The organism is Streptomyces sp. NPDC093546 (assembly GCF_044765045.1).
Classification (GTDB): domain Bacteria; phylum Actinomycetota; class Actinomycetes; order Streptomycetales; family Streptomycetaceae; genus Streptomyces.
On record NZ_JBIWJG010000013.1, the window covers coordinates 1 to 23,949 of the forward strand.

At 72.7% G+C, this 23,949-nt stretch carries 22 protein-coding genes; 12 read left to right on the forward strand and 10 right to left on the reverse strand.

Features of this window, described 5'->3' with window-relative positions; genetic code table 11:
• Window positions 1-106 precede the first annotated feature (106 nt).
• Entirely contained in the window at window positions 107-712 is a 606-nt protein-coding gene (locus tag ACIRNI_RS25090; protein WP_403554496.1) for a hypothetical protein, read from the forward strand.
• Between the two features lie 55 nt (window positions 713-767).
• Here the strand turns inward: ACIRNI_RS25090 and ACIRNI_RS25095 are convergent, their stop codons facing one another.
• Genes ACIRNI_RS25095 through ACIRNI_RS25110 form a run of 4 tightly spaced genes read right to left on the reverse strand, consistent with a single transcriptional unit; the run spans window position 768 to window position 4,942 of the window.
• Window positions 768-1,799 (reverse strand): LacI family DNA-binding transcriptional regulator, encoded by a 1,032-nt coding sequence (locus ACIRNI_RS25095; protein WP_355359579.1) that lies wholly within the window; start codon window positions 1,797-1,799, stop codon window positions 768-770.
• 28 nt (window positions 1,800-1,827) lie between these two features.
• Window positions 1,828-2,691, reverse strand: coding sequence for a carbohydrate ABC transporter permease (locus tag ACIRNI_RS25100; RefSeq protein ID WP_403554499.1), 864 nt, complete (start codon window positions 2,689-2,691; stop codon window positions 1,828-1,830).
• A complete protein-coding gene (locus ACIRNI_RS25105; protein ID WP_403554501.1) occupies window positions 2,688-3,626 on the reverse strand; it encodes a carbohydrate ABC transporter permease in 939 nt (312 codons plus the stop codon). Before ACIRNI_RS25105 ends, ACIRNI_RS25100 begins: the two co-directional genes overlap by 4 nt.
• Entirely contained in the window at window positions 3,623-4,942 is a 1,320-nt protein-coding gene (locus tag ACIRNI_RS25110) for an ABC transporter substrate-binding protein (RefSeq protein ID WP_403554502.1), read from the reverse strand. Before ACIRNI_RS25110 ends, ACIRNI_RS25105 begins: the two co-directional genes overlap by 4 nt.
• Window positions 4,943-5,162: 220 nt before the next feature.
• Here ACIRNI_RS25110 and ACIRNI_RS25115 point away from each other — a divergent pair, with 220 nt between their 5' ends.
• The 3 genes from ACIRNI_RS25115 (at window position 5,163) to ACIRNI_RS25125 (ending at window position 9,418) form a co-directional block, all read left to right on the forward strand.
• On the forward strand, window positions 5,163-7,205 hold the full coding sequence (locus ACIRNI_RS25115) for a beta-galactosidase (RefSeq protein WP_403554504.1): 2,043 nt from the start codon (window positions 5,163-5,165) through the stop codon (window positions 7,203-7,205).
• Window positions 7,206-7,260: 55 nt separating this feature from the next.
• Complete coding sequence (locus tag ACIRNI_RS25120; protein WP_403554506.1) at window positions 7,261-8,832, forward strand: arabinogalactan endo-beta-1,4-galactanase; 1,572 nt, start codon at window positions 7,261-7,263, stop codon at window positions 8,830-8,832.
• A gap of 154 nt (window positions 8,833-8,986) precedes the next feature.
• Complete coding sequence (locus ACIRNI_RS25125; RefSeq protein WP_403554508.1) at window positions 8,987-9,418, forward strand: hypothetical protein; 432 nt, start codon at window positions 8,987-8,989, stop codon at window positions 9,416-9,418.
• 136 nt (window positions 9,419-9,554) lie between these two features.
• On the opposite strand, the gene ACIRNI_RS25130 is transcribed toward ACIRNI_RS25125, so the two are convergent.
• The gene (locus tag ACIRNI_RS25130; protein ID WP_403554510.1) at window positions 9,555-9,983 is read right to left on the reverse strand and encodes a hypothetical protein; all 429 of its coding nucleotides are present in this window, start codon (window positions 9,981-9,983) and stop codon (window positions 9,555-9,557) included.
• Between ACIRNI_RS25130 and ACIRNI_RS25135 the strand changes: the two genes are divergently transcribed.
• Window positions 9,982-10,893, forward strand: a complete 912-nt coding sequence (locus ACIRNI_RS25135; protein WP_403554512.1) for a PaaX family transcriptional regulator C-terminal domain-containing protein — start codon at window positions 9,982-9,984, stop codon at window positions 10,891-10,893. The two genes, ACIRNI_RS25130 and ACIRNI_RS25135, sit on opposite strands and share 2 nt — an antisense overlap.
• A 27-nt stretch (window positions 10,894-10,920) precedes the next feature.
• On the opposite strand, the gene ACIRNI_RS25140 is transcribed toward ACIRNI_RS25135, so the two are convergent.
• Window positions 10,921-11,331: a hypothetical protein gene (locus ACIRNI_RS25140; protein ID WP_403554809.1), complete on the reverse strand. Its 411-nt coding sequence runs from the start codon at window positions 11,329-11,331 to the stop codon at window positions 10,921-10,923.
• 88 nt (window positions 11,332-11,419) lie between these two features.
• Window positions 11,420-11,857 (reverse strand): cytidine deaminase, encoded by a 438-nt coding sequence (locus ACIRNI_RS25145; protein WP_403554514.1) that lies wholly within the window; start codon window positions 11,855-11,857, stop codon window positions 11,420-11,422.
• A 426-nt stretch (window positions 11,858-12,283) separates the two neighbouring features.
• Between ACIRNI_RS25145 and ACIRNI_RS25150 the strand changes: the two genes are divergently transcribed.
• The 4 genes from ACIRNI_RS25150 (at window position 12,284) to ACIRNI_RS25165 (ending at window position 17,397) form a co-directional block, all read left to right on the forward strand.
• On the forward strand, window positions 12,284-12,439 hold the full coding sequence (locus tag ACIRNI_RS25150; protein ID WP_403554516.1) for a hypothetical protein: 156 nt from the start codon (window positions 12,284-12,286) through the stop codon (window positions 12,437-12,439).
• A 100-nt stretch (window positions 12,440-12,539) separates the two neighbouring features.
• Window positions 12,540-14,891: a DUF4135 domain-containing protein gene (locus tag ACIRNI_RS25155; protein ID WP_403554518.1), complete on the forward strand. Its 2,352-nt coding sequence runs from the start codon at window positions 12,540-12,542 to the stop codon at window positions 14,889-14,891.
• Window positions 14,888-16,120, forward strand: coding sequence for a hypothetical protein (locus ACIRNI_RS25160; protein ID WP_403554520.1), 1,233 nt, complete (start codon window positions 14,888-14,890; stop codon window positions 16,118-16,120). The genes ACIRNI_RS25155 and ACIRNI_RS25160 overlap by 4 nt, the downstream gene beginning before the upstream one ends.
• Window positions 16,117-17,397, forward strand: coding sequence for a JmjC domain-containing protein (locus ACIRNI_RS25165; protein WP_403554522.1), 1,281 nt, complete (start codon window positions 16,117-16,119; stop codon window positions 17,395-17,397). The genes ACIRNI_RS25160 and ACIRNI_RS25165 overlap by 4 nt, the downstream gene beginning before the upstream one ends.
• A 70-nt stretch (window positions 17,398-17,467) precedes the next feature.
• Here ACIRNI_RS25165 and ACIRNI_RS25170 read toward each other — a convergent pair whose 3' ends face one another.
• From ACIRNI_RS25170 to ACIRNI_RS25180, 3 genes are all read right to left on the reverse strand, one after another.
• The gene (locus ACIRNI_RS25170; RefSeq protein WP_403554524.1) at window positions 17,468-17,644 is read right to left on the reverse strand and encodes a hypothetical protein; all 177 of its coding nucleotides are present in this window, start codon (window positions 17,642-17,644) and stop codon (window positions 17,468-17,470) included.
• Between the two features lie 2 nt (window positions 17,645-17,646).
• The gene (locus ACIRNI_RS25175; RefSeq protein WP_403554526.1) at window positions 17,647-19,011 is read right to left on the reverse strand and encodes an MFS transporter; all 1,365 of its coding nucleotides are present in this window, start codon (window positions 19,009-19,011) and stop codon (window positions 17,647-17,649) included.
• A 264-nt stretch (window positions 19,012-19,275) separates the two neighbouring features.
• Window positions 19,276-20,067: a DeoR/GlpR family DNA-binding transcription regulator gene (locus ACIRNI_RS25180; protein ID WP_403554528.1), complete on the reverse strand. Its 792-nt coding sequence runs from the start codon at window positions 20,065-20,067 to the stop codon at window positions 19,276-19,278.
• Window positions 20,068-20,314: 247 nt separating this feature from the next.
• Between ACIRNI_RS25180 and ACIRNI_RS25185 the strand changes: the two genes are divergently transcribed.
• The 3 genes from ACIRNI_RS25185 to ACIRNI_RS25195 are packed head-to-tail and all read left to right on the forward strand — an operon-like array spanning window position 20,315 to window position 23,938.
• Entirely contained in the window at window positions 20,315-21,826 is a 1,512-nt protein-coding gene (locus tag ACIRNI_RS25185) for an FGGY-family carbohydrate kinase (protein ID WP_403554530.1), read from the forward strand.
• Window positions 21,819-23,303, forward strand: coding sequence for an FGGY-family carbohydrate kinase (locus tag ACIRNI_RS25190; RefSeq protein ID WP_403554532.1), 1,485 nt, complete (start codon window positions 21,819-21,821; stop codon window positions 23,301-23,303). Before ACIRNI_RS25185 ends, ACIRNI_RS25190 begins: the two co-directional genes overlap by 8 nt.
• The gene (locus tag ACIRNI_RS25195) at window positions 23,300-23,938 is read left to right on the forward strand and encodes a histidine phosphatase family protein (RefSeq protein ID WP_403554534.1); all 639 of its coding nucleotides are present in this window, start codon (window positions 23,300-23,302) and stop codon (window positions 23,936-23,938) included. Before ACIRNI_RS25190 ends, ACIRNI_RS25195 begins: the two co-directional genes overlap by 4 nt.
• Window positions 23,939-23,949 lie beyond the last annotated feature (11 nt).

Below are 23,949 nucleotides of genomic sequence, written 5' to 3' on the forward strand. Positions count from 1 at the left end.
CAACGGAGCGATCAACGCCCACGACTCATCCGTCAATTCATGCCGACGTACCACGAACAGAGCAACGAGCGATCGACTTTCCGGACACGGCCTAGCATCGGCGTCCATGGGGACGTACATCGACGGATTGATCGAGGCCCGCGCGGCGGGCGGGGCGTGGGAGATGAAGGTCGATCTGCTCGACTTCGACCTCTGGAAGGCGCGGGAGGCCCGCGAGTGCCTCTTCGGCTACGGCGGGTCCCTCGGAGTGGACCGGCCCCTGTTCGACCAGCGGGGGTGGCCGGAGGACTCCTGCGACGAGGTGCCGAAGCCGGAGGAGTACGACGAACTGAACCACAGCCACTCGTACGCGACGTGGGCGGAGATCGCGGCGGTCGACTGGGACGCGCCGCTGTGCGACCGGCCCGACGGCAACCGCGTGGGCGTGTGGCTGCCGGGGTCGGACGGCGAGCTCGTCCTGGACCACGTGGTCTGGGCGCCGGTCGAGGTGCTCGACGCGGCGGAGGAGCTCTTCGGAGAGGACCTGCACCTGTACGAATGGCCGCCGGGCGGCGAGGTCCGTCTGAACGGCGCGGTGTACCGCCCGCTGGTCTACACGGCTCGGATCATCGTGCCGCCGGACGGCCGTTGGGCTCCGGTCTGGGCGTCGATGCGCGCGCTGGCGGCCGAGTACGGCGACGAGAACGTCCGCCTGGTGGTCTGGTTCGGCTGAGCGCGCGCCGCAGCCGGGGGAGGAACCGGACCCCCGCCGAGCGGCCGCGCGCCCCTCAGGCCGAGTCCCGCCGCACCAGCTCCGTCGGGAGGATCACGGCCGCCGGGTCCTCGCCGCCGATCCGGGCGAGCAGCATCCGGACCATCTCGCCGCTGATCCGCTCCCAGGGCTGCCTGACCGTGGTGAGGGCCGGACGGGCCGACAGGGCCGCGGGCGAGTCGTCGAACCCGCCGACGGCGACGTCCTCCGGCACCCGCCGCCCGGCGCGGCGCAGCGCGTCCAGGACGCCCTGCGCCATCAGGTCCGACGCCACGAACACCGCGTCCACGTCCGGCGCCCGCTCCAGCAGCAGCTCGGCCGCCGTCTCGCCGCTCGCGCGGCTGTAGTCGCCGGCCACGACGAGCGACTCGTCGGCGGGCAGCCCGCACTCGGCCAGCACGTCGCGGTAGCCCGCGAGCCGCTCGACCCCGCCCGGCGTGTCCGGCGGCCCCGTGACCGTGGCGATGCGCCGGCGCCCGGACTCGTACAGGTAGCGCACCATCGACCGGGCGCCGTCCCGGTCGTCGGCCGCGACGTAGCTGATCCGCGCGCTCTGCCCGAGCGGCTTGCCGCAGGCGACCACGGGGACGCCCGCCGCGTCGAGCTCGCTGCCCACCGGGTCGCCGGAGTGGCTGGAGACGAGCAGCACCCCGTCGACGTGCCCGGCGCGGATGTAGCGCAGGTTGCGGCGCCGTTCGGCCTCGGTGCCCGCGATCATCAGCAGCAGCGGGATGTCCTGCGCGGCGAGCGCCTGGGTGCAGGCGCGCAGCAGGACGTTGAAGTTCGGGTCCTCGAAGAACCGCTCCTGCGGCTCCGTCAGCAGGAAGGCCACCGAATCTGAGCGGCCGGTGATCAGCGAGCGGGCGTGCCGGTTGACGACGTAACCCGTCCTGCGGATCGCGGCGTTGACGGCCGCCTGCGCCGAAGGGCTCACGTAGTGGCCGCCGTTGAGCACGCGCGAGACGGTCCCGCGCGAGACACCCGCCTCGCGCGCCACGTCGTGGATCGTCACCGAACGCCGCTTGCCGTCCGTACTACCGCGGTTCATGTATCGCGTCTCCTCTTCCCCTGCCGCTTCAGGACTTTACGGCGCCGGAGAGCAGGTCGAGGCTCCAGAACCGCTGGATGACGAGGAAGAGGGCGATGAGCGGCACGATCGCCAGCAGCGCGCCGGTGATCACCAGCGTGTAGAGGGCGGGGGTGCTGGAGCCCTGCGCGAGCAGCGTGAACAGCCCGACCGTCATGGGGAACTTGGTGTCGTCACCGAGCATGATGTACGGCAGCAGGAAGTTGTTCCAGATCGCCACGAACTGGAAGAGGAAGATCGTCACCAGACCCGGCGCCATCATCGGGACCGCGATCCGCAGGAAGATCCGTCCCTCCCCGGCGCCGTCCATCCGGCCCGCCTCGATCAGCTCCGCCGGGACGGCCGCCTGGGCGTAGATGCGGCCGAGGTAGACGCCGTACGGCGACAGGATCAGCGGCAGCAGCACCGAGAGGTACGTGTCCGTCATGCCGGCCTGCGCCATCAGCAGGTACTGCGGGATGGCGAGGATCACCGGCGGCACCAGCACACCCGCGAGAAGGGTGTGGAACACCGCCTCCCGCCCGCGGAAGCGGTAGACGGCGAGCGCGTAGCCGGCGCACGCCGAGACCGCGGTGGACAAGGCCGCGCCCAGGCCGGCGTAGAGGAGGGAGTTGGCCATCCACCGCCAGTACACGCCCTCGCGGTAGGCGCTCAGGTCCGCGAGGTTGCCGGCGAAACCGGTGCCGGGCAGCAGGCTGAAGGTGGAGAACAGCTCCGTGCCCGACTTGGTGGCGGCCACCACCACCCAGACGACCGGCAGCAGGCAGTACAGCGCGCCCAGCAGGAGGGCGGCGGTGGGCAGCAGGGCGGTCCGGCGCCGCGCGCGCGGCGCTCCCAGGATGGTGCCGCTCATCGGGTACCTCCTTGTGCGGTACGGGAGTTCGACAACCGCAGCAGCGCGAACGAGAGGACGAAGGTGGCGACGGAGAGGACCACGGCCGTGGCCGAGGCCGCGTACACGTTCCCGTTCACGAACGCGTCGCTGTACACCTTCATCAGCGGGCTCCAGGTGGTGGAGATGCCGTTGGTCAGCGGCTTGAGGGTGGTCGGCTCGCTGAAGACCTGGAGGGTGGCGATGACAGAGAAGAAGAAGGTCAGCACCAGCGACGGCGCCACCATCGGGATCTTGATCCGCAGGGCGATCTGCAGCGGCGAGGCGCCGTCCAGCTTCGCCGCCTCGTACACCTCGGCCGGGATGGACCGCAGCGAGGTGTAGATCACGATCATGTTGAAGCCGGTGCCGCCCCAGACCGCGATGTTGGCGAGCGCGAGGAAGAGCGGCCCGCCGTCGAGGAGGTCCGGCCGGGGGAGTCCCAGCCGGTCCAGGGCGTAGTGGAAGGGGCTGACGTCGGGCAGGTAGAGGAAGCCCCACAGCAGCGCCGCGATGACGCCGGGGATCGCGTACGGCAGGAAGATCGCCAACCGGGAGAAGGAGCGGGCGCGCACCCGCTCGGCGTCCAGGAGCAGAGCGAACAGCAGCGCCAGACCGAGCATGACGGGCACGACGATCGCTCCGTACCCGAGGACGCGCAGCGCGCCGTGGCCGAGCTCGCCGTCGGTGAGGGCGGCGGCGTAGTTCTCCAGGCCCGCCCACACCTCCCGGCGGGCCCCCTTGCCCAGGCCCAGGCCGCTGATCTCGACCTTGTGGAGGCTGAGCCAGAGGGCGTAGCCGATGGGGAGGGCGAAGAAGAGGAGGAAGAGGACGGCGGCCGGGGCGAGGAAGCCGTACGGGGCGGCCTTGACCCCGTACGCTCCCGCGCGCCCGGCCCGGGGGTGCTTCACACTCACGGAGCGACCTCGAAGCCCTGCTTCTTCAGGTCCGCCACGGTGGCGTCCTGCATGCCGGCGAGCGCCGCGTCGAAACCGGACTTCGCCTTGGCGGCCGTGCCGAACCGGTCCTTGAAGGCGGCGTACGCGACGTTGACGTTGGGGCCCCAGGCGGCGGGGGCGGTGGTCTGGGCGATCTCGGCGGCGCGGGCGTAGAAGTCCGGCTGGTTGCTGAAGAAGTCGGGGGCCTTGGCGAGGGCGCCGCTGGTCTGGGCGGCGGTGGCGGCGGGGTAGATGCCGCTCTCCTTCACCAGGGCGGCGAGCGCCTCCGGGTCGGTGTTCAGCCAGGTGGCGAACTCGGCGGCGGCCGCCTTGTGCTTCGAGTCGGCGGTGACGGCCGTGGTGGAGCCGCCCCAGCTGCCGGTGACGCGCTCGCCCTCGCTCCACTGGGGGAGCGGGGCCATGGCCCACTTGCCCTTGGTGTCGGGGGCGGCGGTGGTCAGCGTGCCCGGCGCCCAGACGGCGCTCACCCAGGCCAGCTGCTTGCCGGTGTTGAGCGCCTTGTTCCAGGCGGGGGTGTACATCGGCTGGTTGTCGATCGCGCCCTCGGCGACCAGGTCCCCCCAGAAGTCGGCGACCTTGCGGGTGGCCGGGTCGTCGATGGCGACCTTCCACTTGTCGCCCTCGACGGTCCACCACTTGGCGCCGGCCTGCTGGGCGAGACCGGCGAAGAGGCCGGAGTCGTTGGCGGAGAACGTGGTCAGCGCCTTGTCCGGTGCCTTCTCCTTCAGGGCGCGGGCGGCCTGGGCGAACTCGTCCCAGGTGGCGGGGACGCTGAGCCCGTACTGCTGGAACAGGTCGGCGCGGTAGTAGAACATCATCGGCCCCGAGTCCTGGGGCACCGCGTAGACGGCGTCCGTGCCGAGCGTCGTCTGCTGCCAGACGCCCGGGGCGAACTTGTCCTTGACACCGCCGACTTCCTTGGAGATGTCGGCGAGGGTGTCGTTGCTGACCAGCGTCGGCAGCGCCTGGTACTCGGCCTGGACGAGGTCGGGAGCCTGCCCCGCCTTCGCCGCGGTGATGATCTTGGTGACCAGGTCGTCCCCCGACGCCTGCTTGTGCACGGTGACCTTGATGTCGGGGTGCTTCGCGTTCCAGAGCGCCGCCACCTTGTCCATGCCGGGCGCCCAGGCCCAGTAACTGAGCGAGACGGGGCCGGACCCGGCGGCCGAGTCGTCGCCGGACGACCCCGATCCGCAGGCGGTGAGTGCGGTCGCGCCGAGGGCGACGGCCGTGGCGGTGGCCGCGAGGCGGCGGCGCAGTGGCGTGTACGACATGGGGGAGTTCTCCCTGACCGAAGGGGGCCTGGCGCTCGGACGCGCCGGCCGGCCATGCATCTGTGAGCGTTCACAGTAGAGAAACGTTCCGGACACTTGTCAATGGTTGATCTCGTGCGGTTATGTTGCCTTGCGGCGAGGAACTGAGTGTGTGCACGTTCCCACACCGCCTCACATCCCGCTCACCCCCAGCCCCTTGAGACCCCTTCAGGAGAGACTCATGCCGGACCGCAGACTCACGCCGGACCACACCGTCCCGAGCCCGCACCGGCTCGCCTTCGGCGGGGACTACAACCCCGAGCAGTGGCCGGAGAGCGTCTGGCAGGAGGACGTCCGGCTCATGCGCGAGGCCGGCGTCACCCTGGTGAGCGTCGGCATCTTCTCTTGGGCGCTGCTGGAACCCTCACCGGGCTCGTACGACTTCGGCTGGCTGGACCGGGTCCTCGACCTGCTGCACGAGAACGGCATCCGCGTCGACCTCGGTACGCCCACCGCCGCGCCGCCCGCCTGGTTCTACCGGGCCCATCCCGACGCGCTGCCCGTCACACGCGAAGGCGTGCGGTACGCGTTCGGCTCGCGCGCGGCGATCTGCCACAGCCACCCCGCCTACCGCGCGGCCGCCGCCCGGATCACCGAGCAGCTCGCCCGCCGCTACGGCGGCCACCCGGCGCTCGCCCTGTGGCACGTCCACAACGAGTACGGCGTACCGGTCTCCGCCTGCTACTGCGACGGCTGCGCCGCGCACTTCCGCCGTTGGCTCCAGACCCGCTACACCTCCGTGGAGGCGGTGAACGAAGCGTGGGGCACCGCCTTCTGGAGCCAGCGGTACGCGTCCTTCGACGAGATCGACCCGCCCCGGCTGACCCCCACGGTCGGCAACCCGGCCCAGCAGCTCGACTACCGCCGCTTCGCCGACGCCACGATGCGCGAGAACTTCGTCCACGAGCGGGACATCCTGCACGCGCTCGCCCCCGGCGCCCCGGTGACCACCAACTTCATGACGGCGCTGAGCCAGTGCGACTCCGTCGACTACTGGGCGTGGGGCCGCGAGGTCGACCTCGTCACCAACGACCACTACCTGATCACCGACGGCCGCCGCACCCACGTCAACCTCGCCATGGCCGCCGACCTCACCCGCTCCGTCGCGGGCGGCGCCCCCTGGCTGCTCCTGGAGCACTCCCCGTCCGGCGTCAACTGGCAGCCCCGCAACCCCGCGAAACGCCCCGGCGAGATGGCCCGCAACTCCCTCGCCCACGTGGCCCGCGGCTCCGAGGGCGCCATGTTCTTCCAGTGGCGCCAGTCCCGGCGCGGCGCCGAGAAGTTCCACTCCTCGATGGTGCCGCACGCGGGCACCGACTCCCGTGTCTGGCGCGAAGTGGTCGCCCTCGGCGCGGATGTGGGCGCGCTCGCGGAGATCCGCGGCACCCGCACCGTCCCCGACGTCGCCATGGTCTGGGACTGGCAGTCCTGGTGGGCCCAGAGCCTCGAGTGGCGCCCCAGCCAGGACCTCGACGCCCGGGAGCGGGCCGACGCCTTCTACGCGTCGCTCTACGACCGGCACCTCACCGTCGACTTCGCCCACCCCGAGGCCGACCTCTCCGCCTACCCGCTGGTCGTCGTCCCCGCCCTCTACCTCGCCACCGAGGCCGCGGGCCGCAATCTGCGCGCGTACGTCGAGAACGGCGGCACCCTCGTCGTCTCCTGCTTCTCCGGCATCGTCGACGAACACGACGCCGTGCACCCCGGCCCCTACCCGGGCGCGCTGCGCGACGTCCTGGGCCTGACGGTCGAGGAGTGGTCACCCCTCCTCCCCGGCGAGACAGTCCGCCTGTCCGGCCCTGGCGGGGCCGAACTCGGCGGTGACGTCTGGACCGAGTTCGTCGTGCCGCGCGGCGCCGAGACCGTCTGGACGTACGCCGACGGCCCCGCCGCGGGCGGCCCGGCCGTCACCCGCCACCGCCTGGGCCGCGGCACCGCCTGGTACGTCTCCACCCGCCTCGACGCCGAAGCGCTGGCCCCCGTCATCGACGCGGCCTGCGCGGACGCCGCCATCGAGCCCCGCAGCGACCTGCCCACCGACGTGGAGGTGGTGCGCCGCTCGGGCGAGAACGGCGCGTACCTCTTCGCGCTCAACCACACCGACCGCGACGCCAAGGTGCCGCTGGAGCGCTCCGGCACCGAGCTGCTGGGCGGCGAGCGCGCGGCGGGACACCTCACGGTTCCGGCGGGCGCGGTGAGGGTCGTACGCCTCGACGCGGAGTAAGGCACCGCACCCCCCGCACACGGCACCACCCCACACCGTCGAAGGGACAGCGACGATGCACCCCACCGCACCACGCGCCACCCGCACACCCTGGAGGGCCGCGGCCGCCACGGCGCTCGGCGTCGCCCTGCTGCTCACCGGCCTCCCCGGCAGCCAGGCCACGGCGGCGGCCACCCTCACCAACGCGGGCTTCGAGTCCGGGACGTCGGGCTGGTCCACCTACTCGGCCGCGGGCCAGGACGCGGCGTCCTTCGCCGAGGCGGGCGGACGCAGCGGAAGCAGCCGCCTCACGCACTGGTCGCCGTCCGCGTACAAGGTGGAGACGTACCAGTATCTGTCGGGGCTGACCAACGGCAGCTACACGCTCAGCGCCTGGGTCCGCTCCAGCGGCGGCCAGAACGCCGCGTACCTGGCCCTGCGCAACTGCGGCTCGGCCGAGCAGCGCACCGATCTGCCGCCCACGCCCAACGGGAAGTGGATCCGCCTGGTCACCTCCGTCAAGGTGACCGGCGGCCAGTGCACCCTCAGCGTCAACTCCGACGCCAAGGCGGGCAACTGGCTCAACGTCGACGACGTGACCTTCACACCGGGCTCGACCGGGCTCGCCGTCCGGGGCGTCGACGTGTCGATGCTGAAGAAGAGCGAGGACCACGGCGGCACCTACCGCACCAGTACGGGCGCCGCCGGCGACGCCCTCACCATCCTCAGGTCGGCGGGCGCGGACTGCGGACGCCTGAAGGTCTGGGTGAACCCGGCCGACGGCTACAACACCAAGGCGCGCGTCCTCGGGATGGCGCAGCGGATCAAGGCCCGGGGCATGAAGCTGCTGGTCGACTTCCACTACTCCGACACCTGGGCCGACCCCGGCGCCCAGACCAAGCCGGCGGCCTGGGCCGCGCACCCGTACAGCCGGCTGACGACGGACGTGTACGACCACACCTACGACGTGCTGAACGCCCTCAAGGCGCAGGGCACTCCCGCCGACATGGTGCAGATCGGCAACGAGATCAACGGCGGCCTGCTCTGGCCCGAGGGCTCGACGGACGACTGGCAGCGGACGGCGGGGCTCCTCAAGTCCGGGATCTCGGCGGCCAAGGCCGTCTCCCCGTCCACGAAGATCGCCCTCCACCTCGCCCACGGCGGCGACAACGGCCGGTACCGCTGGTGGTTCGACAACGCCACCGCGCAGGGCGTGCCCTTCGACGTCATCGCCCTGTCCTTCTACGGCTACTGGCACGGCCCCCTGTCCGACCTCCAGGCGAACCTCGACGACATCTCCGCCCGCTACGGCAAGCCGGTCCTGGTCGCGGAGACCGCGTACCCCTTCCGCCTGGACGGCGAGGACGCCCACGAGAACATCATCGACCTCCCCGGCGAACTCGTCCCCGGCTACCCGGCGACCCCGGCCGGGCAGGCGGCGTGGCTGCGCGACGTGATGAACGTCGTCGAGGCGGTCCCGAACGGCCGCGGCCTGGGCGTCGTCTACTGGGACCCCACCTGGACCGCCGTCCAGGGCAACGGCTGGGACCCGGCCGACCCGGCGTCCGGCAACGCCTGGGAGAACCAGGCGCTGTTCGACTACGACGACCGGCTGCTTCCGGCGGCGGCCTGGCTGAAGCACCGGTGAATTGCCGTACGGATTTCCTCAAGCTCAAATCCAGCTCAACGCATTCACCGATCGGTTGTGCCGGCCATGGGAGGGTGCCAAGATCGTAGGTGACCAGAAGACTTCTGTAGAAGGCTTCACCTACGGGGATAAGGGGATTTTCTTGCGTACCAAAATGAAGAGGCTTGCCATGGCCGGTGCTGCCGCCCTCGGTGTGGTCGTGCTCAGCGCGCCGAACGCCTCGGCGACGTCCCAGCAGTCGGGCTGGGTGAAGATGAAGATCAACCCGAACTGCACCATCAAGGTGTACGTGGACGACCACCAGTACCCCGGCAAGATCCGCGCCCAGGCGCACTTCGGCTGCGACAAGGGTGACAACCTCATCACGCCCTACATCAGCTTCGACGTCGACGGAACTCACGGCGTGGCGAAGAAGAGTGCCGGTGTGAAGATCATTACCAAGGACAAGGGCTTCGGGGGCTTCGAGACGACCACCAAGGACAAGCCCGGTACTCAGTGCTACCGGGCCGTGGTGCAGGTCATCTATCCCGACCCCGCGGACGTGAACCAGTCGCAGCTCGTCAAGACTCCCTGTCTCAACACCTGATTTCCCCCGCTGGAATTCGACCCTGGCTGTCTTTTCGGCAGTCAGGGTCTTTCACATCCGTGGAGAGCCTGGGGTACTGATCCGTCTCCGAAACAGTTGGCGTTCTGATGCGTTGATCGCAACTCGGACATGAAGATCACGACGTTGGGGCGGCCAGCTTGCCGGCCTGGCCTCGCAGGATGCGTTCGAACCAGTCTGCGGTCAGTTCTGCGCAGCGGCCAGGTGAACCGGCCACGCGGAGTATCCCCACCGCAGGCCCCTGGAGAGGGATGTACATCTGGTCGTGGAGTTCGCTGCCGAGCACGCCCTGCCCGTCGAAGAACGCACCGAAGACATGGGAAATGACATGGGTTCCCGGCGTCACTGCGTAGAGCACGGCCAGCAGATGCGCGAACCCTGTCTCCTCGGGGCGGAGGACAAGGGTGTCGTCCGGGTCGCACGGCCAGGTGACGGCGCGCTCGCGTAGTACGGACACGAACCTGCGCCGTGCACCGTCCAGCGTCTCGAACGCGTCCTCGTCGGCTTCACCTACTGAGAACCAGGGCACGTACACGCGGCTGTCCATGGCCTGCACCGTAGCCGACGAAGCCGTGACCACCGAGACGGACCACGTCGAGGTCCCCACCCGCATGCTCGTCCACGCACTGATCCGTGAGGACGGCACCGTCGCCGCGGACGAGCTGTACACCGTCGCCAACACCCTCGGCATGAGCGACCAGCAGGTACGGCTGTGCATCAAGCGCCTCGTGGCCGAAGGCCGGTTCACCCACGAGGGCCGCGGCCGCAAGGCTAAGCTGCACGCCACCGAGGACACCACGCGTACCCTCGCCCCCAACGCCGACTTCCTCCGGCACGCATTCCAACAGGACGCCGGGCTCGCCCCCTGGGACGGCATCTGGCACCTGGCCGCCTTCGCCGTACCCGAATCGGCGCGCACCGCCCGGGACTCCCTGCGCGAAACGCTCGTCCACCTCGGCGGCGCCCCGCTCCAGGGTGGACTGTACGTCTGCGCCAACGCCTGGGAACCGTACGTCGAAGACGCGGCCCACCGCCTCGGCGCCCACGACGCGCTCACCCTGCTCACCACGACCGACCTGCGCAAGGGCGACACCAAAGAGCCCGCCGAACTGGTCCGCCGCCTATGGCCCCTACAGGAGATCGCCGACCGTTACCACCGGCTCAGCGGCATCGCCCAGCCCCGCCTCGACCGGCTCACCGGCCCTGGCGGACTCTCCCCCTCCGCACTTCTCACCATCGCGGTCGAGCTGGCCGCCGAACTCACCTGCGCCCGAGAGCCCGACCCCCTGCTGCCACCTCAGCTCCTGCCCCAACCCTGGCCCGGCACGCAGGCCCGGCAGCTCATCGCCCGGTGCTGGGCGGCCCTGCAGGAACGAGAACGCGGCGAAGCCGGCCCTGTCCTCTTCCGCCTCTATGCCGACATCACGCGTGAAGCGGCAGACCTCGCCGAGCGCTGACGCTCCCGGCTGACCCGGTCGGTGATGTCAGGCGGTGGTGATGCCGGCGAGGGTGCTTTGGAGCCGGCGGATCGCGTCTTCCGCGTCCGTGTACTGCTGGGGCGTCGGCGGGACGGCACCGAAGGTGGGGCCGTCTTCGGCCGGCACGGCGCGCCAGTGCAGGATGGGCGTGAGTGCGGTGGCAGCTGCGCCGAGGAACCAGGCCAGGCGTCCGTGGACGTGGGCCAGGGCGATGGCCACAGCGGCGAGTGCTTCTCGCAGGTGTTCCAGCCGGTCGACTTCGGACAGGGCCTGCTGGGTCTGCGGGGTGCCCACGGCGGCGTGCAGATCGGCGGCGGCCTTGGCCGCGACGGTACGGTCGGCGGGTGTCAGGACCCACACGTCCTCGCGAATCAGCCGTTCCGCTTCCTCTGCCAGGTCCTCGATGACCGTCCGCATCTCCACGCCGGTCATCCTATGCGACAGGACGGACAAGTCCTGCCCTGCGCCGAGATCGGCCGCGTACGGCTCCGTCCACCTCCTGACGTCAGCCCGTGCTCTGGGGCACGGCCTGCCCGGCCTCCAGCTGGTGGTCCGCCCAGACGTACGTCTCCGGCAGCAGGTCGGTGATGAGGACGCTCCGGATGCGCTCGCCCGCGCCGACGATGACCCGGAGAGCCGGGAAGTAGTCGAGGAGGACCTGGCGGCAGCGCCCGCACGGGGGAACGACCCCTCGGTCGCGGTCGCCCACGGCGACGATCGTGTCCAGCTCGTAGGCGCCCTGCGCGGCAGCCGCGCCGATGAGGACCAGCTCGGCGCAGGGGCCTCCCGTGAAGTGGTAGGCGTTCACCGCGGTGACGATCCTGCCGTCCCGGGCGCGGGCCGCCGCCGCCATGGTGTGGTTGTCGCCCCGGCAGCGCGTGCGGGCGACGTCGGCCGCGGCCTGGACGAGTTCGTGGTCGACGTGAGGGGACTGCCCGTTCATTTTCTCCGCTTTTCCCTAGGGTGCCAGGCGACAGTGACGCGGATGACGATGAGTGCGCAAGCGAGTATCGGCGCTCCCGCCCACCGGCCGACCGGGCAGCCACTGGCGGACGGGCGCGTACACCAGTAAGGGAACCGGGCCCTCGTGAACGTCGTGGGACGACCGCGAACCGGACGAGGATCCCCGTCGGCTGTCCGGTCTCGAGGAGTTGCGCTTCGGCACCAGTAGCGTCGTGCCCCCCTTCTGAGCGCGGGGCGGTGGGCGCCGGCGGAAGGGCTCCTTCCCTGTGTGCCCGTGGACACCATGGCTACATGGCCTGAACTCATCGGTTCGAACCTCTGTTCCGCTCCTCCCGTATCGACCTAAGCTCGGTCACGCTGCCGCAGCACGCTTCCGATCGTCTCTTGTCGACCCAGGAGGACCATCGTGAACCAGGCCACCACCCACGAAGGCCAGTCCCGCCTCGAAGCGCGCTCCTCCAGCGAGGAGGAGCTCGACCTCGTCATCGGCGAGCTGGAGCAGGAGATCCCCGCCCGCACCAACGCGGCGCCCGGCACCTGCATCCGCATCTACTGCATCTGACAGCGCGTCCGTGGCCGTCCCGGGCGCCAAGGCACCGGACACGGCTGCCGCCCCGCCCGGCCCCGCGCCGGGCGGGGCGGCACGCCCCACGGGAGGCACCATGACCGAGGTGCTGTGGGAGGCGGAACCGCCGTCCGGCCCGAAGGACGCGCCGCCGCCGCACGCCTCACCCGCCGTACGGAAGGCGGTGGAGGCCGTACGGGCCGGTACCGCCGGGCGGTTGTTCCCCCCAGTCCTGCGGCCGACGGACGACGGCGTGCTCGCACACGGCCGCTTCCCGGCGGGCGAGACGGACGCGGCCACGCTCGCCGCGGCCCTCGCCCGGCCCCGCTTCGCCCCGCTCACCGCGCTCCTCGACACCCTCGACGACTGGTGCCGCGACACCGCCGCACGGTACGGCGACCTGCTCGCGCCCGGCCTCCCCGACGTCACCGACGGCGCCCTCTTCGGCCCGCTCGTGACCGAGGCGTTCACCGCCTGTGCGGCGGGCACCCCGTACGACTCCGAGACGCAGTGCGCCCGCTGGACGGCCTTCCTCGACCGGCTCCTCGAGCGCCTGGCCCGCGACGCCGCCGGGCCCTGGTTCGACCAGCCGTCCCTGCGCCTGCCCGTGACCGGACTGGAAGCGCAGGACGGGGAGACCCACAACGGCCGCCGCAGGGTGGTGCGCGTCCGCATGAGCGGTGGCGGGAGCATCGCGTACAAGCCACGCCCGGCGGGCGGCGAACCGCTCTTCCTCGACCCGCACGACTCCGTGTTCGCGCTGCTCAACACCCTGCCGCCCGCGTCCGGCGCCATACGCCTGCCCGTCCTGCGCTGCACTCCCGGGTCCGGACCCGACGGGCGGGAGTACACCTGGCAGGAGTGGCTGGAACCGCCCGTCCAGTGGGGCGTCGTCCGCCGCTCGCCGGGGCTGCGGCTGTCCGGAACCCGGCTCGGCCGCCGTCAGGCCCGGCGGTTCTGGCACCGGGCGGGTGCGCTCGCCGCCGCCGCGTTCCGTTTCGGCATCGCCGACCTGGGCGAGGGCAACGTCCTGGCCGGCACCCGTCCCGATGAACCGGAGCCCCTACTGCACCCCGTCGACGTGGAGGTCTTCCTCACCCCCCTGCGGCGGTTGTACGACACCGGGCTCGTCGCGGACACCGATGCGGGCGACCACCACCACCCCGGCCTGGAGGACAGGGCCCGCTGGTGCACCGTGGACGGGCCCGTCGCCCATTTCACCGAGGGCCCCGGCGGCCGCCTCCGGCTGGTGCGCCGGCGCCGGCCCTGTGCCCGTGCCGAGACGCGCACGGTCGTCGCCGACACGGAGGGCCGCACCGGGTACGGGCCCTACCTCCCCGCCTTCCTGCGTGGCATGTTCGACGCGTGGACGCTGATGTCCCGTCACCACGGGACGATCCGCGCCTTCGTCGACGGCGCGGCGCGGGACCGGTACGTGCGCGTGCTGGTGAAACCGACGGCGGCGTACACGGAGTTCCTCGCCGACCGCCTCACCCGAACGGCCTCCGGCCAGGAGTACGGCGCGCCGGAACGGGACGACTTCGGCCCCGCCGAGACCGCGCAGCTCGACGGCCTCGACGTGCCCTACTTCTTCCGCTCCGCCCGCGGCGGCCCGCTGCTCAGCGCCGGGCCGCCGCACACCCCCGTCCCTGCCGAGCCGCAGCCCGAGTGGCCGCCCTCCGCCGCCGTGCGCGACGAGCGGGGCCGTGACCTGGCGGGGCTGGGCGTGGCGCTGCGCGACGCGGCGGAGTACGCGTACGACACCGTGGGACCGCGCACCCTGCACGGCGACGGCGTCCTCGTCCGGCTGACCGACCGGCGCACCGGCGAGGCCCGCTTCGACTGGCCGGAGGTGGGGCGCCGGATCACGTACGCCTGGAGCCGAAGCACCGTCCACGTCCGCGCCGAGCCGCTCGCCCGGCCCGCCCCTGCGCCGGACGTGCGGGGCCGGCTCCTGCGCGTCGACCGGCTGGACGCGGAGCTGCGCGCCCGCTGGGTCGCCTCCGGCTTCACCGACGGGCACGTCGAGGAGCGGCTGCGCGCGTTGACGGTCCCCGCGATGAACTGGCTGCGGGACGTGGTGGACCACCACGGCTGGCCGGGGCACGCCCTCGTCGGGCCGGCCGCGGCGGCGGCCGCCTGCCGGCTCGTCCAGCACGCCGAGGGACCGCTTCCCTTCCAGCGCGAGTGCCTCCGGCTCGTCGAGGAGGCCGCCCGCGACGGCGACCTGCCCTGGCGGCAGGTGGCGTACGTGACCGACGCACTGCGCGTCCAGGAAGGCAGGCCGCAGCTGTACGGGACCAAGTTCCGGATGAGGGAAGGGAGGTTGGAGCCATGCCCCATGGAGCAGCCCGACCTGGTGGACGAGCGCCGACGCGACCTGGGGATGGAACCCCTCGCCCGGTACGCCGCCCGGCTGCGCCGCCGCTACCAGCCGCGGACGTCTTGACGGGCCCGGACACGGCCGCCCCCTCGCGCCCGGGAGCCACACCCGACGCGGGCATCGCCTGGGACGAGTTCGCCGCCCGCCACTGGGAGCGGGAGCCCGTCGTCCTGCCCGCGCCGGGCGGGACAGGGCGCGTGGCGGTGCGCCCGGCGTACGCGGTCATGGCGGAGGCCGCACGGCCCTTCCGCGCCGGGACCCGCTTCCGGGCCCTGCCCGACGTGCGGTTCCTCGTCGACGGCGGCCGGATCCGGGCCCCGGGCGATCTGCTGCCCGGCCCCGGGGACACGACGGCCGCCCGGTACGCCGCCCGGCTCGACACGCGGATGGAGGGGCGTGGACGGCTGCTCGCGGTGGAGCAACCGCTCGTGCTCGACCACGCGCTGTGGAACGGGGTGCGGGAACTGGTCACACCGCTGTGGGAGCGCGTCGGACACCCGGTGCTGCCGGTCGTCAGCGAACTCGCCCTCGGCGACGGAGGCACCGACCGCGACGGCCTGAACCGGGAGCCCGTCCACTCCACCCTCGTCTGGGTGCTGCACGGCACCCTGACCGCCACCCCGCCGGGCCCGGCCGGCGGGGTGGCACTCACCGCCGGGGCCGGGGACCTGCTGCACTGGCCGGCCGGGCGGCCGTACGCCCTGCGCTACGGAGCGCGCACCCTGGCACTGCGGCTGCTCGTCCCGGGCGACCCGCGCCTGCTGACCGAGGCGGTCAAGGACGTCGTCGCCGGGATGCTGCACCAGCGCCGTGGCGATGACCGCGTGCCGTACCTCGCGTACCCGCCTGCCACGGAGGACGGGGCACCCGACGTCCCCGAACTCGCGGCCACCGGTGCGGCATTGCGCGAGATGGCCGGGGAAGACCGGCTCGACCGCGTGCTGCGCATCCTGTGGGCGCGGAGGGCCAGCGCCGCGGGCCTGGAACCCGTACCGGGCCCCAGGCCCGCGGTGCGTCTCTCGCCCGACGATCGGGTGCGGCCGGGATCGCCCGTCGTACGCATGCCGCTGGAGGACGAGCGGTCGTGGGTGTGGGCCGTCGACGGGCACGCCTTCTCGCTGCGCGGCACGCTCGGCGAGCGCGTCCTGGACCGGCTCGGGCGCGACGGCGCGCCGAGCGTACGGGAGTTGTGCGCCGAGGCCGGCCCCGGCCGGGAGGCGGGCGTCGTGGCGCTGCTGGAGAAGCTGTACGCCTTGCGGGCCGTGGACGTGGCCGGACGGAAGGAGGAGCGGTGAGCGGGCCGGTGGCGGTGGAGACCACGTTCTCCTGGAGCGTGTTCACGCAGCGGTACTGGGACCGGCGGCCGGTGCTGTTCCGTGCCGTGGCGCCGGTGCCGTTCAAGGCGGCCGACGCGTTCCGTGCGGCGGTACGAGCCGGGGCCCCCGAGGGCCTCGACGGCCGGATGCCGCCGAACGTCCAGCTCACCGTCGAGCGCGTCCAGCGCGACGCCCCCGTTGCGTTGCTGCCCGCCGCCGAGGACGGCTCCTTCGACGCGTACGACACACGGCTCGCCTCGCGACTTCAGGGCCGCCGGTACGCACTCGTCGTCAACGGCTTCCACGCCTTCGATCCGGCGCTCTGGCACCGGGAACGGGCGTTCTTCGGCGGGCTGTGGGAGGCGGTCGGCCTGCCGCTGACGGGGGCGATCACGACGCTGTTCCACGGCACGTACGAGCACAGTCCGGTCGGCGTCCACAAGGACCGCTTCGCCACGTTCATGTTCGGGCTGCGAGGCCGCAAGCGCATGCGGTTCTGGCCGCGCAGGCCGTGGGACGATCCGGTGTCCACCAAGGTCGACTACGCGCGCCACACGGCCGCGTCGTTCGCCGCCGAAGTCGGCCCCGGCGACCTGCTGTACTGGCCGGCCGACTACTACCACGTCGGGGAGAGCGCCGGCGACGCGCCCGCGACCAGCGTCAACGTAGGGGTGCCCCGGGACGAGCACCACGCCGGGTACGAACTGGAGGACCTGCTCGCCGACCTCGACCCGGCCCGGCTGGCCGGCCGCGGCGGGGTGGACTCCCTGCTGCCCGCCCCTGACGCGCCCCTCACCGCGCCGGGCCCCGGCGCCGGCGGGCTCCTCGCACCGACCCTGCCGGAGGCGCTCACCGCCACGGCCCGGGCCCTCGGCGCGTACGGCGATCCGGACCGGATGCGCCGCCGCGTCGCCGCCCTGTCCCTGCGCCGCTGGACGGCCGGCGGTTTCGAACCCGTACCCGCCCCGGCCCCGGCGCGCCCGCTGGCAGACGGGGACCTTCTGCGGGCCGACCCCGGATCGCCGGTCCTGTGGACGCCGTACGACGACGGCGGCACACTCTGCGCGGCCAACGGGCACGACACCCGCACCCCGCTCGGCGCGCACGAGGTGCTCCGCCTGATCCGCGCCCTGTCGGCACCGAGGCCGACGCGCGTGGGGCAGCTCCTGGCGGCCGCCGGGCCGGGCGCGCGGCGCGACGGCCGCGAGCTGCTGGAGCTGCTGGAGAGCTTCAGGGCGCTGACCCGAGAGCCCTGACGCCACGCCCGGCGCGACCGGTCGCCGGCCGCATCCGGAAGCATCCGGTGCGGCCCGCGGCCCGCGGTGCTCAGTCCTCGTCCTTGCCTTTCGCCTCGCCCGCGACCTCCTCCGTCTCGGCGGTGCGCTCGCCCTCCGCCTGCGAGGGCGTCGAGCGGGCCACGTCGGGATGCTGATCGTTGCCCGGCTCCGGTTCCCGCTCGCCCTCCGCCTGGGACGGCGTCGGGTAGCCGTACGGATCACTCATGGCTACGCCTCCGGGGGTTCGTTCCGCGCCCTGGCTGCCGGGGCGGGAGCCGACGAGTACCCCGAGGCCGCCGGTGATACCGCCCGCGGCAGCTTCAGGAAGAGGGTCATCACGGCGCTCGCCAGGTACAGCAGGGCGAAGATCCACATGACGCCCTGGACGCCGAGCGGGCCGAGGAAGAGTCCCACCAGCGCCGGGCCCAGGAAGGTGCTGGCGCCCGCGCCGAGGTTGAGGGCCGACATCGCCTGGCCCTTGTGGGCCGGGTCGAGCGACGGCATGAGGGCCGACAGCGGTACGTAGCCGGCGAGGGTCGCGCCGAAGAGGCCGACCAGCACCATGGCGACGGCGTAGTTGCCGCCCGCCGAGACCGTGCCGTAGTAGAGCAACAGCGTGGTGACCGCGCAGCCGACGCCGCCGCACCAGGCGACGGTGCGCTGCCAGCCGATGCGGTCGCCGACCACCCCGAAGATCAGGTTGAAGAAGATGTTGGTGGCGAACATCGCCGACAGCAGCTGGAGCCACTCGCTCAGCGAGAAGCCCAGCGTGTCGGTGAAGAACACCGGCAGGAAGACCAGGAACCCGAACTGCGGCGCCGTGTTGATCGCCCGCACCACCGCTCCCGTGCCGATCCGGGGGTTGCGCCAGACGATGGCGAGCGAGCCGAGCAGCGTGGCGACCGGGCGCTCCCCGGCGGGCGCGAGGCGGCGGGCGCCCGTGGGCTCGCGCACCAGCAGCAGCGCGATCAGCCCGCCCACCAGCACCAGGCCGAGCGAGAACCACAGGGTGCCGTACGCGCCGACCGCGGGCACCGCGAAGCTGGCGACCAGCGAGCCCAGCGTCGGCAGGCCGCCGGTGAAGGCGAACCAGAACCAGCCCACCGCCGAGCCGAGGCGCCGCTGCGGCGTCACCGCCGTGACCCACACCAGGAAGCCGTACGCGAAGAGGGGATAGCCGAAGCCCCGCAGGCCGTAACCGGCCAGCAGCAGCCCGAAGTCGCCCGTCGGCAGCGCGAAGGCGAGGAACACCACCTGGAACACCGCCCAGACGGCCAGGCCGAGCATCATGACCCGACGCGGGCCCCACAGGTCGGACAGCGCGCCGGAGAACCACGCCGCGACGCTCGCCGTCACGCCGTAGACGGTGAACAGCAACGCCACCCGCTCCTTGGACATGCCCTCGTCCAGGAGGTACGGCGACAGATATCCGGATTCGACTCCGTCACCGATCATGAAAATGAGAACACCGAGAAATCCCCAGGCGAGGGGCCGGGGAATGCCGATCCTGTCCAGCCAATGCTTCGGGGGCGTTTCTTCGGCGGGGGATGAGGAGGGATCCAGAACGACGGCCACGAGAAACACCTTTTCCACGGGGACGGGGGAGCGGGGGGTGGGGTGCCTAAGGCGTCACGATGAAACGGCCGCACGGGATGACGGTCAATGCGCGGGGAGAAAACCTCGCCGTGCGCGTACGCCGTGGCGTGAAATCGGGAAGCGCGCGCCCGGGCCCCGCCTCGCGCAGACGGGGGTTCTCCCAGCTCAGCGCGGTGACCGAGGGGCGGCCCGGCCCCGCGGCCCGAGTGAAGTGCGTGTGATGTTCACGTGACCGGGCGGCGGTCAGTCCGCTCAGTCCGTTCAGTCCGGCGTACCGGACGCGTCGACCGTGCGGACGTCGACGCCTATGTCCCGCAGCCGCCGCACCTCGCCCGCCGGCGCCGCGTCGTCCACCAGCACCAGGTCGAAGTCGGTGAGCGGCGCCAGCGCGTACAGCCCCTGGTTGGCGAACTTCGTGTGGTCGATCAGCAGCACCCGCCGCGCCGCCGACGCCATCATCGCCCGCTTGACCTGCACCGTCTCCGGCGACATGTGGTAGCAGCGGCCCCCCGTCACGGCCGTCGTCGACATGAACAGCACATCGGCGCGGAACGCCTCCACACTGTGCGCCGTGTGCAGCCCCATGAAGGCGTCGTACGCCGGGAAGTACGTGCCGCCCAGCGCGATCAGCGACACGCCCGGCTCCCGGGCCAGCGCCGAGATGGCCGGCAGCGAGTTGGTGATGACCGTCAGCGGCGTGTGGCCGGACATCTGCTGCGCCAGGCTCAGGCAGGTGGTCGAGTCGTCCAGCATCACGATCTGCCCGGGCGCGAGCAGCCCGGCGGCCGCCCGCGCCAGCCGGTGCTTGGTCTGCGCCATCGTCGTCATGCGCTCGCCGACGCTGCCGTGGAACTGCGTCGACGGCAGGCAGCTCGCCCCGCCCCGCACCTTCCGCAGCCAGCCCTGCGACTGGAGCGCGTCCAGGTCGCGGTGCACGGTCATCACACTCACGTCGAACTCCTCCGCCAGGTCCGCGGTGCGGACGAACCCCTTGGCGGTCACCAGATCGCGCAGCCGGCGCCGCCGCTCCTCCTGGGCGTCCATACGGGTCACGGCGTCCGGCTCCTTTCCGGTTCACTCCACCGGCGCGCCGGGAAGGGTGGGGGAGGGATGGGGTGAGGGATGGGAATCTCACGTGAAGTTAACACGACCGGAGTGAGGCGCCGCCCGGCCGACGGGACCGCCCCCGCGATTTCACACGGCGGCCCCGGCCGGTCACGGGAGGTTTTCCCAGCCGATTGACGCACCGCCCGACGGCACGTTTCCCTGACGGCCGCAAGTGCGAAGGGGCAGGTATTCCATGTCGGTTCTCACCATCGACGTCGGCACGTCGGTCATCAAATCGGTCGTGTTCGACGACCAGGGGCAGGAAATGGCGCTTTCCCGCATCGGGACCGAAGTGCTGCGCCCCCGCCCCGGCTGGGCGGAGCAGGACATGGACGCCGTGTGGAACGGGGTGGTCTTCACCGTCCGCAGCGCCCTCTCCCAGCTCGGCCCCGGCCACGACCCGGTGTGGCTGGTGTCCTTCACCGCCCAGGGCGACGGCTGCTGGCTCGTCGACGCCGACGGCCGCCCCACCGGCCCCGCCGTCCTCTGGTCCGACGGACGCGCGGGCGACCTCCTCACCCGCTGGGCCGCCGACGGCGTCCTGGAGGAGGCCTACCGCCGCAACGGCTCCCTGACCTGCAGCGGCATGCCCAACGCCGTGATCGGCTGGCTCGCCGCCCACGACCCGGACCGCCTGGCCCGCTCCCGTACGGCCCTGACCGCGGCCGGCTGGCTCTTCCTCAAGCTCACCGGCGTCACCGCGATCGACGAGTCCGACGCGTCGGCGCCCTTCCTCGACCACACCACCGGGGCCTACGACCCGGCCATCCTCACCCTCTTCGGGTTCGAGGAGCACGCCCGGCTGCTGCCCCGGGTCCTCGGCGAGCACGAGCGCATCGCCGAGATCACCCACCGCACGGCGGGCGAACTCGGCCTCCCCGCAGGCCTGCCCGTCGTCATGGCCCCGTACGACATCGCCGCCACCGCGCGCGGCGCGGGCGCCGTCGACCCCGGACAGGCGTGCGCCATCCTCGGCACCACCCTCTGCACGGAGATCGTCACCCGCGAGGCCGACACCTCCGGCGAACCCTGCGGCATCAACATCGCCTACCGCGGCCGCGCACGCCTCCTGCGCGCCTTCCCCACCCTCTCCGGCACCGAGGTCCTCGACTGGGCCTCCCGCACCCTCGCCGTCGACGGCCCCGCCGCCCTCGGGAAGCTGGCCTTCGCGACCGAACCGGGCGCGGGCGGCCTGGCCTTCCTGCCGTACCTCTCGCCCGCCGGGGAGCGCGCCCCCTTCCTCGACCCGCGGGCGCGCGGCACCTTCTGGGGCCTGTCCCTCGACCACACGCCCGCGCACCTCGCCCGGGCCGTCTTCGAGGGGCTGTCCCTCGTCGTACGCGACTGCCTGCGGGCGTCCCGGACCGACGTCCGCGAACTGCGCCTGTGCGGCGGCGGTTCCGCCAGTGACGAGTGGTGCCGGCTGATCGCCGACGTCACCGGCGTCCCCACCGCCCGCAGCACCGACACCGAACTCGGCGCCAAGGGCGCGTTCCTGACCGGGCTCGTGCTCAGCGGAGCCGAGCCCGGCATGCGCGCAGCCGCGGAGAAGTACGTCCGGATGCGCTCCCGCTGGGAGCCCGACCCCGGGCGCGCCGCGCTCTACGACGAGCTGTACGAGGCGTTCCTGGCCTGGCGCGGCGCCGCCCGCTCCCTCGGCTGGGCACCCGTTCTCCCGACACCACAGAAAGCCCCCCATGCCTGACGCCCTCACCGCCGACGCCGTCCACCTCGGCCTCGACCTCGGCACCCAGAGCGCCCGCGCGGTCGCCGTCGACGGCACCGGCCGGCTGCTCGCGGCCGCGTCCCGCCCGCTGACCGGCCGCCGTGACGGACCCCGCCACGAGCAGGACCCCGAGCAGTGGTGGTCCGCCCTCGCCGCCGCCTGCCGCGAGGCGCTGACCGGCATCGACCCGCGCCGCGTCCGGGGCCTGGCCGTCGACGCCACCTCCGGCACCGTCCTCCTCGCCGACGAGCGCGGCACGCCCCTCACCCCCGGCCTGATGTACGACGACGGGCGCGCCCGCGCGTACACCGCACGCGTCAACCAGGCGGGCGCCGAGGTGTGGCAGGAGCTCGGCTACCGCACCATGCAGCCGTCCTGGGCCCTGCCCAAAGTGCTCTGGCTCCTGGACAACACCGACTTCCCCGACGCCCGGCTGCTGCACCAGGCCGACCTGATCACCTGGCGGCTGGCCGGACGGCAGCTGCCGAGCGACGCCAGCCACGCCCTCAAGACCGGCTACCACCTCGTCGACGACCGCTGGCCCGACGAGGAACTGGGCGCGCTCGGCGTCCCGCCCGGCCTCCTCCCCGACGTCGTACGCCCCGGCACCGTCCTCGGCACCGTCTGCGCCGACGCCGCGACCGCGACCGCGATCCCCGCCGGAACGCCCATCGTCGCCGGCATGACCGACGGCTGCGCCGCCCAGATCGGCGCCGGAGCCCTCACCCCCGGCGCCTGGAACTCCGTCCTCGGCACCACCCTCGTCCTCAAGGGCGCGAGCCCCCACCTCGTACGCGACCCCGGGGGAGTGGTCTACTGCCACCGCGGCCCCGGCTCCACCTGGCTGCCGGGCGGCGCGTCCAGCAGCGGCGCGGGCGCCCTCGCGCAGCGCTTCCCCGGGGCCGACCTCGACGCGCTGACGAGGCAGGCCGCCGCCACCGGCTCCACCGCCGTCGCCTACCCCCTCACCGGCGCCGCCGGCGAACGCTTCCCCTTCCGCGCACCCGACGCCACCCCCTTCGTCCTGGGCGACCCGGTCGGCGACGCGGAGGAGTTCCACGCCCTCCTCCTCGGCGTGGCCTGCGTCGAACGCCTCTGCTTCGACTACCTCGACCACCTCGGCGCCCCCGTCGGCGGCCCGCTCACCCTCACCGGCGGCGGCGCCCGCAACCGCTACTGGTCGCAGCTGCGCGCCGACCTCCTCGGCCGTACGGTCGCCCTGCCCGAACACGCCGAGAGTGCCACCGGCATGGCGGTCCTCGCCGCGACCGCCTCGGGCGCCACGCTGGAACAGGCCGCGGCCGCCATGGTGCGCGTCCGCGAGCAACTGACCCCCGACCCCTCCCGTACGGCCCGGCTGACCCCCGTCTACCTCGCGTTCGTCGACGAACTGACCCGACGCGGCCGGCTGGACCCGTCCATGGCGGCGCACGCCCGCAGAAAGGCCGCGCAATGACCGACTTCATCCTCGTACGCCACGGCGAGACGCAATGGCACGCGGAGAACCGCTACGCCGGCCGCACCGACGTGCCACTCACCGAGCTCGGCCACCAGCAGGCCGCCACGCTCGCCGCCTGGGCCGCCGGACAGCGGCTCGACGCCGTGCTCTGCTCCCCCCTGTCCCGTGCCCGTCTCACCGCCGAACCCGCGGCCACCGCCCTCGGCCTCACCCCGCGCGTCGACGAGCGGCTGTACGAGGTCGACTTCGGGCGCGGCGACGGGCTGACCCGCGCCGAGATGGCCGAGGAGTTCCCGGACGCGCTCGCCGCCTTCCTCGCCGACCCCGTCGCCCACCACCTGCCCGGCGGCGAGGACCCCGCGGCGGCGGCCGACCGGGCGATCGACTGCCTGGAGGAGGCTGCCCGCGAGCTCCCCGACGGCCGCGTCCTCGTCGTCGCCCACTCCACCCTCGTACGCCTCGTGCTGTGCAAACTCCTCGGCATCCCCCTCTCCCGCTACCGCCAGGTCTTCCCGGCCCTGGAGAACGGCGCCCTGACCGAACTGCGGCTGCCGCCCGGGGGACAGGCGTCCCTGCTGCGGCTCAACGCACCCGCCACCGCCGCCACCACCGCCACGACCACCGCCCACTGAACCCCCGTCTG